The sequence below is a fragment of the Pseudomonas sp. S06B 330 genome, from assembly GCF_002845275.2.
Classification (GTDB): domain Bacteria; phylum Pseudomonadota; class Gammaproteobacteria; order Pseudomonadales; family Pseudomonadaceae; genus Aquipseudomonas.
Window position 1 is genome coordinate 3,278,526 of the sequence record NZ_CP088149.1, and the last position, 16,389, is coordinate 3,294,914.

A 16,389-nucleotide genomic window follows, 5' to 3' on the forward strand; every position below is an offset into this window, starting at 1 on the left:
CTCAACCCGGCAGGGCCGCCGGGCATTCGAGTTCGATCAGAAACGCGGTTTCACCGTTCTCGTGGACATCCCGAAAACTGCCTTCCATCGACTGCGCCAGGCGTCGGCAAAACTGCAAGGCAATACCCTGGTGATGCGCCAGGGGCTGGCAGAGGGTGATTGCCAGATTAAAGGTGACTACGCCACTGAGCTGCATCCGGGTGGCCAGGCTGATGCGCAGCGGCGCTTGGCTGGCCTCTTCACTGAGGCGTTGTAGCAGGCTGTCGAACAACGCGCCCAGTCGTTCGGCATCGATCCATAACTGCTTGGCACTCACCCCTTCCAGCGCCAGCGTCGGTACGGCGGCGCCTTTGCTCAGTTGCGCGTTGAACGCATCAAGTCGGGCACTGACCCACTCAACAATATCCAGCTGCACCGGCACCAGTGGCGGACGCTGCAGACTCAAGTTGACCAGGCGCTCCAGCTGCGCCATGCGTTGGCTCAAGCGCTGCAGGGCAACTTGGCCAGGCACCGTCAGGCGCGCAAAGTCGAGGCCTGCCTTCAGACGCTGCAGCGGCTCGTCGAGGTCGGCATGCAGCACACGGGCAAAATGGGTGGCCTCGCGGTACCTGGCCTGGGCGTGTTCGTGGGCGTCGCGTAACTGACCCAGTAAAATGTGTCGGTCGGTCAGGTCTTCAAAGCTGCCGACCATACCCTGCACGGTGCCGTTGGCATCGCGCCAGGGTTCAGACCAGTGTTGCAGATAGTGCAACTCCCCCAACCAATCGACACTGCCCTGGGAGGTATACGCCTCACCTTTTTCGACACTGGCCTCGTAACGGGCCTGGTAGGTACGGCCCTGTTCGGCACTGAACCAGAACATATCCTCTACACGTTCACCCAACACCCGTTCCAGGGAGGTATGGTGCAGCGTCAGAAAGGGCTGGTTGCACAACAGCAAGCGGCCCTGACGGTCACGGACATACATCGGATTGGGTGAGGAATCCAGCAGTGCCCGCAACAGTGCTTGCTGTGCCGGGTCCGGTTGGGTTTGCGCCAGCTGGGCGGGCTCGACCTGGGTACTCACAGCCGACAGGCCGATGCCATTGCGATGAGCGATGTCCGCCAGGCCCAGGCGCGAGTCGACCTGGAGCTTTTCCTGTAACCGGGTTTTGTAGGTGCTGACGGTCTTGTAACTGATCGACAGCTGTTCGGCGATGGCCTGATTGGAGCGCCCCTCACCGATCAACCCCAGCACCGTCAGCTCCCGCGCCGACAGGGCGTCCAGCTCATTGCCGCCCATCGCAACCTGCACATTCCCAGGCTCGCGAGGGAAATAGCGACGCCCGTGCGCCACCGCGTTCAATGCCCGCTCCAGCTCGACCGGTTCATCCTGCTTGCTGACAAAACCATCCGCCCCGGCCTGCATGCACAAGCGTGCGAAATGACTGCTGCTTTGCCCGGTGTAGACCAACAGTTGCAATGCCGGGTCGCGCAGCTTCAAGCGACGGATCAAGTCCAACCCGCCGAGACCGGCAATAGCCAGTTCAAGCACCACCAACTGCGGTGAATCACTACGGGCGTGCAGCAGCGCATCCTGACCATTGTCCACCTGGGCTACTACCTGATGGCCGAGGCGTTCCACTACCTGGCCAATGGCCAGACGCAGCAACGGCAACGGCTCGACGATCATTACCCGGCTCATGGGACCGCTCCTTTTGGACCAATGCAGGCCTGAAAAACAAGCCTAGACCAGCGCAGCCTTCAGCGAACCTCCTACAAGCGGCTAAGGCGACTCCTACAGAGCACTTCCCTGCCTAGGCAGACACTTCCAACACTACATTCGTTGGAGGTTGTCATGAAACATAACACCTTGTGTGCACTGCCTCTGGACCACCTGGCTCACAACCGTCTGGCCCTGGCGATCAGTCTGATTCTGGGTAGCCTGAGTTACCTGCCGATCATGGATGCGCAAGCAGAGGAAGCAGAAATAACCGTCGAACTTATGGAAGAGCCACGCCCCTCTGAAGCGGGCTTGAACATTGGCCGCTTCGCCCTGCTCGGGCTGCTTGGCGTACCTGCACCTATCTCGGTCACCGTGGCTGCTGGCGTGGGTATCAGCAGCGGTGCTGCAGACAGTTCCAGCGTGCTCCTGCGCGCAGCCAACTCCATCGGGGTTAAGGCCAACGCCGGGGTCCAGATCAGCTTCGAACAAGGTTCTGTGCTCAACAGCGCCGTGACCGGCGCTACCGCCAATGGCCAGAAAGGCGTGTTGGCGGTAGAGAGTGGCAAGATCAGCGGCAGCGGCGTGACCATCGAAATGGTGCCAAAAACCGCCGCAGGCGCTGCTTTGACCGCCAACAACATGACCGGCGTGAGCGCGCAAAACGGCGGTGAGGTCAGCCTGACAGAGAGTACAGTCACCATGGGCGGCCTGGCTGGCAGCAACAATGTTGGCCTACTGGCAACGGCGGCAGGCAGCCTTATCAACTTCAGCGGTGGTGATATCAGCACCCTGGCCAAGGGCTCCGTCGCTGTGCACGCCAAAGACGGTGCCAGCATCGTCCTGAGCAATGGCACTACCGTCACCAGCACGGGCGCGGCCAGTGGTACCACCATCAGCCACGGCCTCAAAGCCGAAGGTGCCAGCCGCATCAGCGCCACTGACGTCACCGTCAACACCAGTGGTGCCTCGGCCAGCGGTGCCCGTGCCGAAGGCGCTAGTGAAATCACCCTGACCGACAGCACCTTCAACACCACCAACGCGGCAACCAGCACCACCACTACGGCGGTGCTGCATGCGCTGGATGGCTCGCAGATCAACGCCAGTGGGCTGAACGTCACGGCCACCGGCAACCACGTTGGCGGTGTACGCGCCGAAGCCGCCAACGTTTCGCTCAAAGACAGCACGGTCAGTGTCAACGGTGCCGGTAACCTGATCAATCCCGCTGCCGCTGCCCGGGCCATGACCGGTGGCAGCTTGTTGATCGACAACAGTACGCTGGCCACCCAGGGCATGTACGGCCACGGTGTGTCTGTCGAAGGCCCAGGCGCCCAGGCTCAGGTGTCCAACAGCGATATCTCGGTACTCGGAGCCCGCTCCATTGGCCTGAACATCAGCGGCGGCGCTCAGGCCCAGGTGACTAACAGCACGTTTGCCGTGGGCGCCATCGCCGCAGGCCCTTGGTCGCCCGGTGTGTTGGTCGACGGGGCTGGCTCGACCTTGGTGATGCGTGACAGCACAGTGAGCACTTCGCCGAAAACCAGCTACGGCGTTAGCGCAGGCAACGGTGCTGATATCAAGATCACCAATGGCAGCGTCAGCACCCTGGGTGATTACTCCACCGCGATCAGCGCCGGTAACGCAACGATCACTGCCGACAACGTCAACGTCTACACCGCAGGTAACGACAATGCCATGGGCGTGGTGGCCAACCAGAACTCCACGGTGATTCTCAATGGCGGCACCGTGACCACTAGCGGCGACGGCTCACCGGTACCGTCCAACCTGACCTTCCCGCATGCCCTGGCCTCGCGTAATGAAGGCGCGCTGCTGATCGCCAACGGCACCCACCTGCTGACCACCGGCCAGCAGGCCTATGGCGCGGCCGTGGATGACGGCGGCAGCATGCAGCTCAATGGCGTATCGGTGCGCACCGAAGGCGACCGTTCCCTGGGCCTGTACGCTGGCATCGGCACACCAAAACCCGGCAATGTCGCTCTGGAGGCCAATAGCGTTACCGTTGAGACCTTTGGCGCCAATGCCAGCGGCGCTCGTGTCAGCCGTAACTTCAAACCCGACCAGACCGCCACCCTGAGCCTCAAGGACTCCAGCGTCCGCACCCACGGCGATAACGCCGTCGGCCTGCAGGCCGAGCGCGGCGGTGAACTGCTGGCCGAGAACAGCGTTGCCAGCACCAGCGGTGTCGGTGCCCACGGCGTGCTGGTCAGCAACGCGCCAAGCGCGGCAACCCTCAAGCAGGCCAGTGTGATTGCCACCGGCGATCAGGCCCATGGCATGTTGGTCAGGGACGGTGGCCAGCTCAGTGCAGCACAGTCGACCGTGAGCGCCGCGGGCAACGACGCTTCGGCCCTGCGCCTGCAAGGCGACAGCACCGACATCAGCCAGGTCGACCTGAGCGGCAGCGTGCTGCACAACCAGCACGGCGCCACCGTAGCGGTGGCCGGTGTGGGTGACATCGACTTTGAGGATGTGATCACCAGCGGCAGCGGCCAATGGCTGCAGGTCGATGCCGGTGCAACTGAGCCGGGCCTGGCCAATATCAACCTGGCCAGCTCCCTGGTCACCGGTTCCGCCCTTACCGCGCAAGGCAGCACCTCAAACCTGAGCATGAGCGACACCAGCCTGTGGCACCTCACCGATGACTCCAACCTGAGCACCCTGAGCAACGCCAACAGCCTGATCGACTTCAGCGCCCCAACTGGCGGAAAATACAAAACCCTCACGGCCAATCAGTACCATGGCAACAACGGCACCATCGCCCTCAACACCTACCTGTACGACGACCAATCACCGTCAGACAAACTGGTGATTGACGGCGGCAAGGCCACTGGCAGCAGCAACCTGCAGATCAAGAACGCCGGCGGCCCTGGCGCCTTGACCAAAGGTAACGGCATTCAGGTGGTCGATGCCAAAAACGGCGGGACTACCGAGGAACAAGCCTTCAGACTGCTCAGCCGGGTCAAGGCCGGCCCTTATGAATACACCCTGCACCGCGCCAGCCTTGACGATAGCAACACCCAAGCCTGGTACCTGCGTTCGACCAAAGACGCCAAACCTGTTGACCCCGATCCGGTCGACCCGAAACCGGTTGATCCCGATCCTGTTGATCCAAAACCAGTGGACCCGAAACCTGTCGATCCAAAACCGGTTGATCCAAAACCTGTCGACCCAACACCTGTCGATCCAAAACCGGTTGATCCGAAGCCAGTCGATCCAAAACCTGTCGACCCAACACCTAAGCCTGTCGACAACGACCCAAGTCCTGCACCTCAGGTGCCGAACTACCGCCCGGAAACTTCGCTGTACAGCGCGATCCCTGGCATGACCCTGCGCTACAGCCGCATGCTGGTCGACACCCTGCACGAGCGGATGGGTGAAGAAGTTCGCAACGCAGTCGACCCGCTCCCGGTCGACGCGCAAAGCGACTACGGTCCCTCGCTGGGCTGGGGCCGTTTGATCTATGGCCAGGGCGAACAGGACCTGGGCAATGGCGGCGGCTATGACTACAGCCAGCACGCCTTCCAGGTCGGTATCGACCTGTACCACAACGAAGACACCGATGGCAGCACCGATCAAGCCGGGATCTCGCTGTCGGCTGGCAAAATCACTGGTGATATCGAACACACCGATGGCAGTTCAGCGGGCGACAGCAAGGTCCGCGCCACAGGCCTGGGGGGCTACTGGACTCACTACGGTCCTGCCGGCTGGTACCTGGATGGCGTGCTGCAATTCAACCACTTCGATATCCAGGCTCACCCGCAAGACCTGCCACGCTTCAACACCAAAGGCAAAGGCATCACCGCTTCGTTGGAGGCCGGTTACCCATTCAAGCTGAACAAGGACGAATCACTGAAGATCGAACCGCAAGCGCAAGTGATCGTCACCAAAGTCAAGATCGATGATGCTCACGACGCGGGTGCTAACGTGCGCTTCGAAGATGTCGACTCGCTGACCGGGCGCCTGGGAGTACGGATCGACAAGGACATGTTCCGTGAGGACGACAAGGGCAAACTGCACCGTACCAACGTCTGGGTTCGCCCAAGCATCTGGCACGAGTTCAAGGGCCAGCCGAAAACCGAGTTCTCCTCCAACGATGGTTTTGTACCTTTTACCACTGACATGGGCGGTACTTGGACGGAGGTGAACCTGGGCGTGGACTATCAAGTCAGCGAGAAAACCACGATCCACGTCAACGCCGGCTATGAGAAAGGCCTGGATAACGACAGCCACGGCTACGAAGGGATGCTGGGGATCAAGGTCAAGTTCTAGGTGCATCTGGTGTGGGAGCCGGCATGCAGTTCGTCGGCGGGGCTGGCGCAAGTCGCCAACAATCAGTTACTGTATATGCATACAGCTATCGAGGCCTTACCATGACAACTCATGACGATGACTTCGGCGACATCGCCTCACCGACCCTGATCGAAATGTGGCGGCACCAGGCCGTGTTGATGACCAATGAAACCGAGTACCTTAACCAGGAACTGGTTAAAGCGCGGCAGAACATCGCCAAGCTGGTGGCCATCAACGAGGCGCTACAAAATCAGCTGCGCGCCCGTTCAGCGCCCATGGTGCAACCCCGGCCACAGGCATGAAGGCCCCCGTTCCTTTCGCTCTGAACGCTGCCGACCGTCCAACAATTTGTAATCTAAATTACAGCGCCGTACAGACGATTTCAGTTCTGCCTGTGCGGCGCTTCTGGTAAAACGCGTCTTTGTGCTCAGGCCACGACGTCGCGGATGACAACCTCCCTATTGAAACGACCTCGCCTTCGCTGGCTGCAATGGCTGGCGCTGGCCACCGTGGTTATCGGCGTGCCGGTGGGCTGCACGGTGCTTGAGCATAAAGAACGGCAATTGGTCTTTCGCATTGAACCGGGTGTTGCCAGTTGGTACCGCGGCCTGCCCAGCGGTATTCAAGAACTCGAATTGCGCCCCACGACCTTCAAGGGCGATCAGAACATCCATGCCTGGTGGTGGCCTGCAAAACGGGCCGATGCGCCGACCATTCTGTATCTGCATGGCGTGCGCTGGAACCTCACTGGCCAGTTGTTCCGTATCCAGCAATTGCACAACCAAGGCTATGCGGTACTGGCCATCGACTATCGGGGGTTCGGCAAGAGTCGCGGAAACCTGCCGTCCGAAGCAACGGTGTATGAAGATGCGCGCGTGGCGTGGGAACGCTTGACGCAACTGCAGCCGAACCCCAGCAAACGGCTGATCTATGGTCATTCGCTAGGCGGTGCGGTGGCCGTTGAGCTGGCCGCGCAACTGGCGCAGCAGGCACAACAGCACCACCGCCCGGTGCCGGCCCGCGGCTTGATCCTTGAGTCGACCTTTACCTCGCTGGGCGATGTCGCAACGGCAGTGTCCAATACCTCACTGCCGGTACGTTGGCTGTTGTCGCAAAAGTTCGACTCCCTCGACAAGATTGCTGATATCGGTATGCCGTTGCTGTTGGTGCACGGCCTGAACGATCGCTTTGTACCGCCACGCTTCAGCAAACAACTGTTCGAAGCCGCGCAGCAGCCCAAGACCCTCCTGCTGGTGCCCGGCGCTACCCACAACAACAGCATGAGCCTGGGCGGCCAGCGTTACCGCCAGGCCATCGATGCCCTGCTGCGAAGCAAACCTTCCCAAGTAGCGGCGGCGCCCGCTTAGGCAATAAATAAGTCTTATTGTTCTTATTAGCACTTACAAGGGGCTCAACGTTATCGCTACGCTGGACCTTATTCAACAAGCCGCTGGTCTAATTACGTTGTAATGACGTAAACACTTTTATGCCGTGATCTACGCTCAATCCAAGTCTGCCTGGAGAGCGTTCACATGCCATCGGCTGAAGAACCAAAACCTGTGCGTCGCAAGGAAGCGCTCTTGTTCATCTTCCTTGTCGCCTGCCTGTTCCCCCTGCTCTCAGTGGCTATCGTTGGTGGCTACGGGTTCATCATCTGGTTCTTGCAAATGCTCTATGGCCCGCCTGGGCCGCCCAACTGATAGGCCTTTGACCGTATCTCTTGGAGCCCGCGCATGAACCACACGCTACATATTGCCAGCCTTGTCGTACTTGCCCGCCCAGAATTACTTGATGCGGTGAAAGCCAACTTGCGCCTGCTTGAAGGCCTCGAGTTGCATCAACAAAGCGCCGCCGGAAAGTTGGTGGTGGTTCTCGAAACCCACGATGAAAATCAGATTTTGCAACGCATCGACCAGATCAACAATTTGCCGGGCGTACTCAATGCGGCGTTGATCTACCACGAACTCCTCGACACCGCAGGAGAGATCGAATGAGCATGACCCGCCGTGAATTCGCCAAAGCCCAGGCTGCCGCCATTGCTGCCGCGGCGGCCGGCCTGCCGATCTACACCACCGCCAGTAACCTGATCACTGAAGCGGACATGGTCACCCTGGACTGGAACAAGGCGCCCTGCCGTTTCTGTGGCACCGGTTGCAGCGTGATGGTCGCCACCCGCGACAACAAGGTGGTGGCCACCCATGGTGACGTCAAAGCCGAGGTCAACCGCGGCCTGAACTGCGTCAAGGGCTACTTCCTGTCGAAGATCATGTACGGCAACGACCGCCTGACCCAGCCGCTGCTGCGCATGAAAAACGGTCAGTACGACAAACAAGGCGAGTTCCAGCCGATCAGTTGGGAAAAGGCCTTCGACATCATGGAGGCCAAGTTCAAGGAGGCCTTGAAGAGCAAAGGCCCGAGTGCCGTCGGCATGTTTGGTTCAGGGCAATGGACGGTCTGGGAAGGCTATGCCGCCAACAAACTGATGAAAGCAGGCTTTCGCAGCAACAACATCGACCCCAACGCCCGCCACTGCATGGCCTCAGCGGTGATGGGCTTTATGCGCACCTTCGGCATGGACGAACCGATGGGCTGCTACGACGACATCGAAGCCACCGACGCCTTCGTGCTCTGGGGCTCGAACATGGCCGAGATGCACCCGATTCTCTGGAGCCGAGTCACCGACCGGCGCCTGAGTCAGCCGCAGGTCAAGGTCGCGGTGCTGTCGACCTTCGAGCACCGCAGCTTCGAGCTGGCCGACATTCCCATGGTGTTCAAGCCACAGACCGACCTGTTGATCCTCAACTACATCGCCAATCACATCATCGAAAGCGGCGCGGTCAACAAAGACTTCATCAGCAAGCACACCCGCTTTGCCCAAGGCGCCGACGACATCGGCTACGGCCTGCGCCCGGACAATCCACTCGAGACCCGGGCCAAGAACGCCGACAAAGCCAATACCTGGAGCGACATCGATTTTGACCAGTTCGCCGCCTTTGTCAGGCCGTACACCCTGGAGCGCACCGCACAGGAGTCCGGGGTGCCGGCTGAGCGCCTCAAGGCCCTGGCCGAGCTGTATGCCGACCCCAAGCGCAAAGTGGTGTCGTTCTGGACCATGGGCTTTAACCAGCATACCCGTGGGGTCTGGGCCAACAACCTGATCTACAACATCCATTTGCTCACCGGCAAGATCAGCGAACCGGGTAACAGCCCGTTCTCGCTCACCGGCCAACCCTCTGCTTGCGGTACCGCCCGCGAAGTCGGGACCTTTTCCCACCGCTTACCCGCTGACCTGGTAGTGACCAATCCCAAGCATCGCGCCACGGCAGAAAAAATCTGGAAGCTGCCGGCAGGTACCATCGAGGAAAAGGTCGGTTTTCACGCGGTGCAACAGAGCCGTATGCTCAAAGACGGCGTACTCAACGTGTACTGGACTCAATGCAGCAACAACATGCATGCAGGTCCGAACATCATGCAGGAGGTACTGCCGGGGTGGCGCAAGCCTGAGAACTTCGTGATCGTCTCGGATGTGTACCCCACTGTCTCGGCGCAAGCCGCCGACCTGATCCTGCCCAGCGCCATGTGGGTAGAAAAGGAAGGCGCCTTTGGCAATGCCGAGCGTCGCACCCAGTTCTGGCACCAATTGGTCAGCGCGCCTGGGGATGCCAAGTCCGACTTGTGGCAACTGGTGGAGTTTTCCAAGCGCTTTACCACCGATGAAACCTGGCCCGCCGAGTTGCTGGCCAAGGCCCCCGAGTACAAGGGCAAGACCCTGTATGAGGTGCTGTTCAAAAACGGCCAGGTCGATCAGTTCCCGCTCGAGCAACTGGAAGCTGGCTACAAAAACGATGAAGCCAACGCCTTTGGCTTTTACTTGCAAAAAGGCCTGTTCGAAGAATACGCCCAGTTTGGCCGCGGCCATGGCCATGACCTGGCCGCGTTTGATCAATACCACCAGGAACGCGGACTGCGTTGGCCGGTGGTCGATGGCAAGGAGACCCGCTGGCGTTACCGCGAGGGCCTTGACCCGTATGTCCAGGCAGGCACCGGCGTGCAGTTCTATGGCTATCCGGACAAGAAAGCAATCATCTTCGCCCTGCCCTACGAGCCGCCAGCCGAAGCCCCGGATGCCGACTACCCATTCTGGCTGAGCACCGGGCGAGTGCTTGAACACTGGCACACCGGCAGCATGACCCAAAGGGTCGAAGAGCTGTACAAGGCTGTGCCCGATGCCTTGGTGTACATGCACCCCGACGATGCCAAAGCCTTGAATGCGCGGCGCGGCAGCGAAGTGAAACTGATCAGCCGACGTGGCGAAATTCGCGCACGGATCGAGACCCGCGGGCGTAACAAGCCACCGCAAGGGTTGGTGTTCGTGCCGTTCTTCGATGCCAACAAGCTGATCAACAAGGTCACGCTGGATGCCACCGACCCGATCTCCAAGCAGACCGACTACAAGAAATGCGCCATACGAATCGAGCTGATCAGCGTGGCCTGAGGAGATCCATCATGCCCTTTCGCATCCTGCCGTTGCTACTGTTTGCAACTATTGGCGTGGTGATCGCCGCAGAAGTCGACTATCCGCTCGATGCCCCGGGGCCCGACGGGCGCAGGCCCGGCGGCATGATCACCCAGAGCATGCCGGCACCGCCGTTGGCCAACGACGAAAACAAGGACCTCAAGCGCGAGCGCAACTACCCTGACCAGCCGCCGACCATCCCTCACAGCATTCGCGGCTATCAGATCGACATGAACGGCAATAAATGCCTGTCGTGTCACAGTCGCGCCAACAGCCCACGCAGCCAGGCGACGATGATCAGCATTACCCACTACATGGACCGCGACGGCCAGGCCCTGGCCGCCGTCTCGCCACGGCGCTACTTCTGCAATCAGTGCCATGTACCGCAAAAAGAAGTGAAACCGCTGGTGGGCAATACCTTCGAGACCATCGACAAGATCCTGCAAGACGACGCCAACGCTGCGCAGAAACCCTGAGGAGGCGCCATGAAAGCACTGTTCGCCCTGCTTAAGGAATACTGGGGCATCCTCTGTCGACCGAGTGTTTATTTCAGCCTGGGCTTTCTGACCCTGGGCGGTTTCATTGCCGGGATCATTTTCTGGGGCGGTTTCAACACCGCCCTGGAGCTGACCAACACCGAGAAGTTCTGCGTGTCCTGTCATGAAATGCGCGACAACGTGTTCGTCGAGCTCAAGGAGACCATTCACTACACCAACCGTTCTGGCGTGCGCGCCAGTTGCCCGGACTGCCACGTCCCTCATGAATGGACGCACAAGATCGCGCGCAAGATGCAGGCCTCCAAGGAAGTCTGGGGCAAGATTTTCGGCACCATTGATACCCGCGACAAGTTCGTCGCCCTGCGCCGTGAACTGGCCGAACATGAATGGGCCCGGCTCAAGGCCAATGACTCACGCGAGTGCCGTAACTGTCACAACTTCGAATTCATGGACTTTACCCGCCAGAGCAAGCGCGCCGCAGCCATGCATTCGACCTCGCTGGCCAAAGGCGAAGCGACCTGTATTGATTGCCACAAGGGGATCGCTCACAGGTTGCCAGATATGCATGGGGTGAAAGGCTGGTAATAGTCTTGATCTGGTAGCCGCTGCCCAGGCACGAGGCTGCGATCGACTGCAAAGCAGTCGCAACCGGGGCAATGCATGTATTCAGGTTTCATGGCCGCTTCGCGCCCAATCGCAGCCTGCCGGCAGCGGCTACGGCCGGTGTTTTTCCAGCACACCGAACAACCCCATACCTGCCAGCATTGCCAGGACAAACAACAATATCTGCCAATTGCCGCTCAACACCAGCACCAATGAAGGCCCAGGGCAAATCCCGGCAATCCCCCAGCCCACGCCGAATATCAGACTGCCAAAGATTAAGCGCCGATCCACTTCACGCGTCACCGGCATATGCATCGACAAACCAAGCAATGTGCGTGTGTGCCGGGTACTCCACTGCATGGGAATCAGCGCAGCGCTAATGGCGCCAACCATCACCAAGCCCAAAGACGGATCCCAATGACCGGCCAGATCCAGAAAACCCAGAACCTTGACCGGGTCAGCCATGCCGGCCAGCAGCAAACCAAGGCCGAACAACACGCCCGCAACCAATGCCATCAAGCCACGCATGTTCAGCCCCCGATCACATGACGAACAACGAACACCACGGCAAAGCCGCTGGCCATAAAACACAGCGTCGCCAGCAACGAGCGCGGCGACAACCGTGCCAGGCCACACACGCCGTGACCGCTGGTACAACCCGCGGCGTAGCGGGTGCCCAAGCCGACCAGCAATCCGGCGAGAATCAGGCCGAGCCAGTCGCTCTGAAACTGCACCTGTACAGGTCCTGCCACCAGCCACCACAGCAATGGCGATAGCAGCAGGCCTGCGAGGAACAGCAACTTCTCCCCGCGCCCTTCACTGCCCGGCTGTAGCACGCTACCCAACAGCCCGCTGATGCCAGCGACGCGACCATTGAACAGCGCAAACAAGCTCGCGGCGATGCCGATCAACGCGCCGCCCAGCAAGGCTGTCCAGGGGGTGAAGTTGGCCCAATCAATTGTCATGCGTGCTCCTGCTCAAAAAATGATGGCGTTCAGCTGTCTATTGTACAGCGGCTGTGGAACCTTCATGACTCAACCTGGGGCTGATCGACCGCTAGCGTCTGCCACAGCACAAACGGGCGGCGGGAAGAGCGCCCGTTTGGCTGTCTAGTGTGTTGCATCCACCGGTTGAATCTACAACTCATAGCTGCCGCTGGCCTTGAATCCCCTCTCCAACCCCGTTAACCTCCACCAGTCGCTGCCAATTCAGCGACCGGGCGTCGCGGCCCGTAAGGCAAAAGGCGCAACAGCGCCACACCACCACAATTGCAGGCGCTTTTTTTGTGCCCACTATTGTGCAATGGCGGCTGTGCGTGGGAGACCTTTGGGTCTGCCGGGTTTCCTTTTGCCTCGGTCCGCGAACCCGCGTACAGCTGCCACCCAATCGTTTCGCGGCGATGGCTGGCGGCTCCACTGCAAAAGGAGCTGCACCATGACAAAACCCGTTCCTGACCCACCCCTCGTCACCAAAACCAGCACCACCTTCGGCTCCTGCGATGGCAGCCACGACCCGCTGTTCGCCGTGCGCCCCGGCGTGTCTGCCGAAGACGCTCTGGTCCATGCCACCATCCTGCTCAAAAGTGCTTACCGGACCAACGCTCACGCCTGTGATATGGTCGATGCCGAAGTGCGGGAATTACTCTGGGCGACTGAACAATCGCTGGAAATGAGCCTCGCGCTGGTGGAGGCGTTGCTGGACGAAGTTGAGGCGCATGCTGAGACGGCAGCGGTGCTGAAACGTACTGTGCAAGCGAAGCAAGCGCCTGTGGCGTGAGTTGTTTAGCGGGTTAAGGCCGCAGATGCGGCCATCCGGTGAGTAGGGTTATCGCGGGGCAAGTCGAAGCGTCCCACCGCCCACTATGAAGCCACCACCGGCAACGTGCTCAAGCACACGTTGCTCGGTGGCCATCAGTAAGGAAACGAATATGCTTAAAGCGCCACTCACCGTCACCTTGTGTATCGCCGCTGTACTGCTCGGCGGCTGCAGCACTCAACTGACTGAAGCCGGGGCCAAGGTCAGCCTGGTGACTGCGGCCTCCTCTGAGCACTGCAACCTGCTCCAGATGTTCACCGTCCAAGGTTCCGACCCTGACGAAACCTTGCGCATGGCCTTCAATCGCGCCGCGGACCTGGGCGCCGACAGCATGGCCGTGGCCAATGGCGAGGAGAACACCGACGGTGCCAAGATCGAAGGCGCGGCCCTGCGCTGTCGCGCGTAACGCGCCATAGCAAGGCTGCCCGGTTCAGAGTCCACTGGTGACTTTGGTCCACAGCCGCGTCACCTGGCGCATGATCTTCGGCGGCATCGCCTTGAGCGCAAACAGGGTGTTCATCACCGCCGGTGCCGGGTACATGGCGGGATCATCACGCAGTTTCTGCTCCACCAGGGGCAAGGCGGCACTGTTGCCATTGGGGTAGTGGATGGCATTACTGATGTCAGCGATCACCTTGGGTTCGAGCAAGTAGTTCATGTAGGCGTAGCCATTGTCCTGGTTGGGCGCATTGCGCGGCATGACCACCATGTCCACTGCCAGGGTCGACCCTTCTTTGGGAATCGTGTAACCGATGTTGACGCCGTTGTTGGCTTCACGGGCAATGGATGCCGCCTGGGCGATATCACCACTGAAACCGATGGCCACACAGATGTTGCCGTTGGCCAGGTCACTGACGTACTTGGACTGATGGAAGTACTGCACGTACGGTTTGACCTTGAGCAGCGCGGCTTCGGCCTGCTTGTAGTCGGCGAGGTTTTCGCTGTCGTGTTTGAGCCCCAGGTAGTTGAGGGTAATCGGCAACAGTTGCGTCGAATTGTCGATAAACGCGACACCGCACTGGCTAAGCTTTTCGATGTTCTTCGGGTCAAACAGCAGGTCCCAGCTCATGGTCACGTCGGTCGTGCCAAAGATCGCCTTGATCTTCTCGACGTTGTAACCGATGCCGACGGTCACCCACATATAGGGGAAACCGTACTCGTTACCCGGATCGTTGACCTCAATCATCTTCAGCAACTGCGGGTCGAGGTTCTTCCAGTTCGACAACTTGCTCTTGTCCAGCTTCTGCAGCGCACCGGCCTTGATCAGCTGGGCGAGGAAGTGGTTGGACGGGCTGACCACGTCGTAGCCACTGCTGCCGGTGATCAGTTTGGCCTCAAGCATCTCGTTGCTGTCGATAAGGTCGTAAGTGGTGTGGATACCGGTCTGCGCGGTGAAATTGCTCAAGGTATCGCTGGCGATGTAGTTGCTCCAGTTGGAGATGCGCACCGTATCGGCCGCGGCGGCAATTGAGCTGGTACTGGCGCACAGGGCAATGGCAAGGTGTTTGAGCGTCGTCATGGCATTCTCGTTCTTGTTAGTAAGGTCAGGACTCTGTTTGCGCACGGCAGGCCTCATAGCGCAGCCGCAGCGAGGCACCAATATCGAAAAACGGGCTGGGTGGCAGCCAGCCGGGTTCGGCCTGGCTCAACACCTGGCTCAGCAGTGGCGACTGACTGCCGCTGGCCATTTCCGCCAACAACCGCCCCCATAACGTGCCGCGCGCCACGCCGGAACCGTTGCAGCCGGCGACGGCATGAATGCCGGGGGCAACTCGGGCGAAGCGTGGTTCCCCCGATCGGGTGGCACTGAGGTGTCCGGTCCAGGTGAACTGCAGATGCTGCTCGGTCAACCAGGGGAAACGCCGTTGCAAACCGCGTACATGGGTGTGCCTGCGCACCTTGAGGGCGTCAGCGTTGAGGTCGCTGCGGCGGTACTCCACCGTGTTGCGAATCAGCAGGCGTCGGTCATTGGTCAAGCGCAATGTAGCGCCGGCCGGGCGGGTCGACAGCACGCCCCAGGGCGCCGGGCTGCCCATTTGCTGGTATTCGACATCGGTCAACGGACGCGTTAGTGAGGCGCTCAATTCCAGCGGGAACACCGCGCGATCTTGCAACCCGACCCGTGGCATGAACGGGCCCACGCACACCAGCACCTGAGTGGCCTCGACACAGCCGTGGGGGGAACGGGCGCGGATGCTGCCGTTGGCCACGCGCTCCAGCCCGCTGACTTCAGTCTGTTCGAACAGCGAAACCGCAGCCGGCAGCATCTCACGCAAGCCCTTGGCGTACTTGGCCGGCTGTAGCAGGGCGTTGCCGCCGCCACAGTGGATGCCCGCGCGGTAAAACTCGCTACCCAACTGACTGGCCAACGCCCTACCCTGCAAAAATTGCGCATTGGCCCCTACAGCCTGCAGGGTCTGTACCCGCAACTCAGCCTCTTCGAGCTTGTCGGCGTCATGCACGGCAAAGAAGTAGCCGTCTTCACGCCAGTCGCAGTCGATGCCCAGCTGTTCAAGTCGACGTCGCACCTCATTGTTGGCGGCGCGGCTGATCTCGGTGCTCTGGCGGTAATAGTCGTGCCCCGAACGCCCGAGCAGTTCCTCACCCGAGGGATTTTCGTGGGCGACCACAAACCCCGAGTTTCTCGCCGAGGCGCCTTGGGCAGCGCGCTGACGGTCGACCAGGACAATACGTGCATTGGGGTGCATTTCTGCCAGCGAATGCGCGGCCGACAAACCGGTGAATCCGCCTCCGATAATCAGCCAGTCGGCCCGTTCGGTGCCTCGCAGACTGGGTTGCACAGGACAATCGCCAGCTTGCACGATCCAGCCGCACCGGTTCTCAGTCATTTTCTCACCTCATGCTGCTCAGTCTTGTTGTATGCGCGCCGCATGAACAATTAGCATGGGCACATGCTTTCATTGCGACTGCCTGAGCTAGAAAAT

Annotated in this window: 15 protein-coding genes; 10 read left to right on the top strand and 5 right to left on the bottom strand. The window is 60.2% G+C overall.

The window, feature by feature from the left end:
• Window position 1: 1 nt before the first annotated feature.
• Window positions 2–1,684, bottom strand: coding sequence for a response regulator (locus CX511_RS14555; RefSeq protein ID WP_101292288.1), 1,683 nt, complete (start codon window positions 1,682–1,684; stop codon window positions 2–4).
• Window positions 1,685–1,837: 153 nt separating this feature from the next.
• Here CX511_RS14555 and CX511_RS14560 point away from each other — a divergent pair, with 153 nt between their 5' ends.
• The 8 genes from CX511_RS14560 (at window position 1,838) to CX511_RS14595 (ending at window position 11,611) form a co-directional block, all read left to right on the top strand.
• Window positions 1,838–5,992, top strand: coding sequence for an autotransporter outer membrane beta-barrel domain-containing protein (locus tag CX511_RS14560; RefSeq protein WP_101292287.1), 4,155 nt, complete (start codon window positions 1,838–1,840; stop codon window positions 5,990–5,992).
• A 101-nt stretch (window positions 5,993–6,093) separates the two neighbouring features.
• On the top strand, window positions 6,094–6,315 hold the full coding sequence (locus CX511_RS14565; protein WP_045186034.1) for a hypothetical protein: 222 nt from the start codon (window positions 6,094–6,096) through the stop codon (window positions 6,313–6,315).
• 144 nt (window positions 6,316–6,459) lie between these two features.
• The gene (locus CX511_RS14570) at window positions 6,460–7,380 is read left to right on the top strand and encodes an alpha/beta hydrolase (protein WP_045186032.1); all 921 of its coding nucleotides are present in this window, start codon (window positions 6,460–6,462) and stop codon (window positions 7,378–7,380) included.
• Window positions 7,381–7,545: 165 nt separating this feature from the next.
• Window positions 7,546–7,713 carry a periplasmic nitrate reductase, NapE protein gene (napE, locus tag CX511_RS14575; protein WP_045186030.1) on the top strand — a complete coding sequence of 56 codons (168 nt, stop codon included), beginning with the start codon at window positions 7,546–7,548 and terminating at the stop codon, window positions 7,711–7,713.
• A gap of 33 nt (window positions 7,714–7,746) precedes the next feature.
• Window positions 7,747–8,007 carry a chaperone NapD gene (locus CX511_RS14580; protein ID WP_045186028.1) on the top strand — a complete coding sequence of 87 codons (261 nt, stop codon included), beginning with the start codon at window positions 7,747–7,749 and terminating at the stop codon, window positions 8,005–8,007.
• Window positions 8,004–10,508: a nitrate reductase catalytic subunit NapA gene (gene napA, locus CX511_RS14585; protein ID WP_101292286.1), complete on the top strand. Its 2,505-nt coding sequence runs from the start codon at window positions 8,004–8,006 to the stop codon at window positions 10,506–10,508. Before CX511_RS14580 ends, napA begins: the two co-directional genes overlap by 4 nt.
• Before the next feature lie 11 nt (window positions 10,509–10,519).
• Window positions 10,520–11,005 carry a nitrate reductase cytochrome c-type subunit gene (locus CX511_RS14590; protein WP_045186024.1) on the top strand — a complete coding sequence of 162 codons (486 nt, stop codon included), beginning with the start codon at window positions 10,520–10,522 and terminating at the stop codon, window positions 11,003–11,005.
• A 9-nt stretch (window positions 11,006–11,014) separates the two neighbouring features.
• Entirely contained in the window at window positions 11,015–11,611 is a 597-nt protein-coding gene (locus CX511_RS14595; protein WP_045186022.1) for a cytochrome c3 family protein, read from the top strand.
• A 129-nt stretch (window positions 11,612–11,740) separates the two neighbouring features.
• Here the strand turns inward: CX511_RS14595 and CX511_RS14600 are convergent, their stop codons facing one another.
• Both CX511_RS14600 and CX511_RS14605 read right to left on the bottom strand, forming a co-directional pair.
• The gene (locus CX511_RS14600) at window positions 11,741–12,157 is read right to left on the bottom strand and encodes a DUF6691 family protein (protein WP_101292285.1); all 417 of its coding nucleotides are present in this window, start codon (window positions 12,155–12,157) and stop codon (window positions 11,741–11,743) included.
• A 2-nt stretch (window positions 12,158–12,159) separates the two neighbouring features.
• Window positions 12,160–12,594: a YeeE/YedE family protein gene (locus CX511_RS14605; protein ID WP_101292284.1), complete on the bottom strand. Its 435-nt coding sequence runs from the start codon at window positions 12,592–12,594 to the stop codon at window positions 12,160–12,162.
• A gap of 469 nt (window positions 12,595–13,063) precedes the next feature.
• Here CX511_RS14605 and CX511_RS14610 point away from each other — a divergent pair, with 469 nt between their 5' ends.
• Both CX511_RS14610 and CX511_RS14615 read left to right on the top strand, forming a co-directional pair.
• Window positions 13,064–13,405, top strand: a complete 342-nt coding sequence (locus CX511_RS14610) for a DUF6124 family protein (protein ID WP_052675569.1) — start codon at window positions 13,064–13,066, stop codon at window positions 13,403–13,405.
• A gap of 151 nt (window positions 13,406–13,556) precedes the next feature.
• A complete protein-coding gene (locus tag CX511_RS14615; protein ID WP_045186016.1) occupies window positions 13,557–13,850 on the top strand; it encodes a DUF4156 domain-containing protein in 294 nt (97 codons plus the stop codon).
• 24 nt (window positions 13,851–13,874) lie between these two features.
• On the opposite strand, the gene CX511_RS14620 is transcribed toward CX511_RS14615, so the two are convergent.
• Both CX511_RS14620 and CX511_RS14625 read right to left on the bottom strand, forming a co-directional pair.
• Window positions 13,875–14,963, bottom strand: coding sequence for a polyamine ABC transporter substrate-binding protein (locus tag CX511_RS14620; RefSeq protein ID WP_045186014.1), 1,089 nt, complete (start codon window positions 14,961–14,963; stop codon window positions 13,875–13,877).
• A gap of 25 nt (window positions 14,964–14,988) precedes the next feature.
• Window positions 14,989–16,293 (bottom strand): NAD(P)/FAD-dependent oxidoreductase, encoded by a 1,305-nt coding sequence (locus tag CX511_RS14625; protein ID WP_101292283.1) that lies wholly within the window; start codon window positions 16,291–16,293, stop codon window positions 14,989–14,991.
• Between the last annotated feature and the right edge of the window lie 96 nt (window positions 16,294–16,389).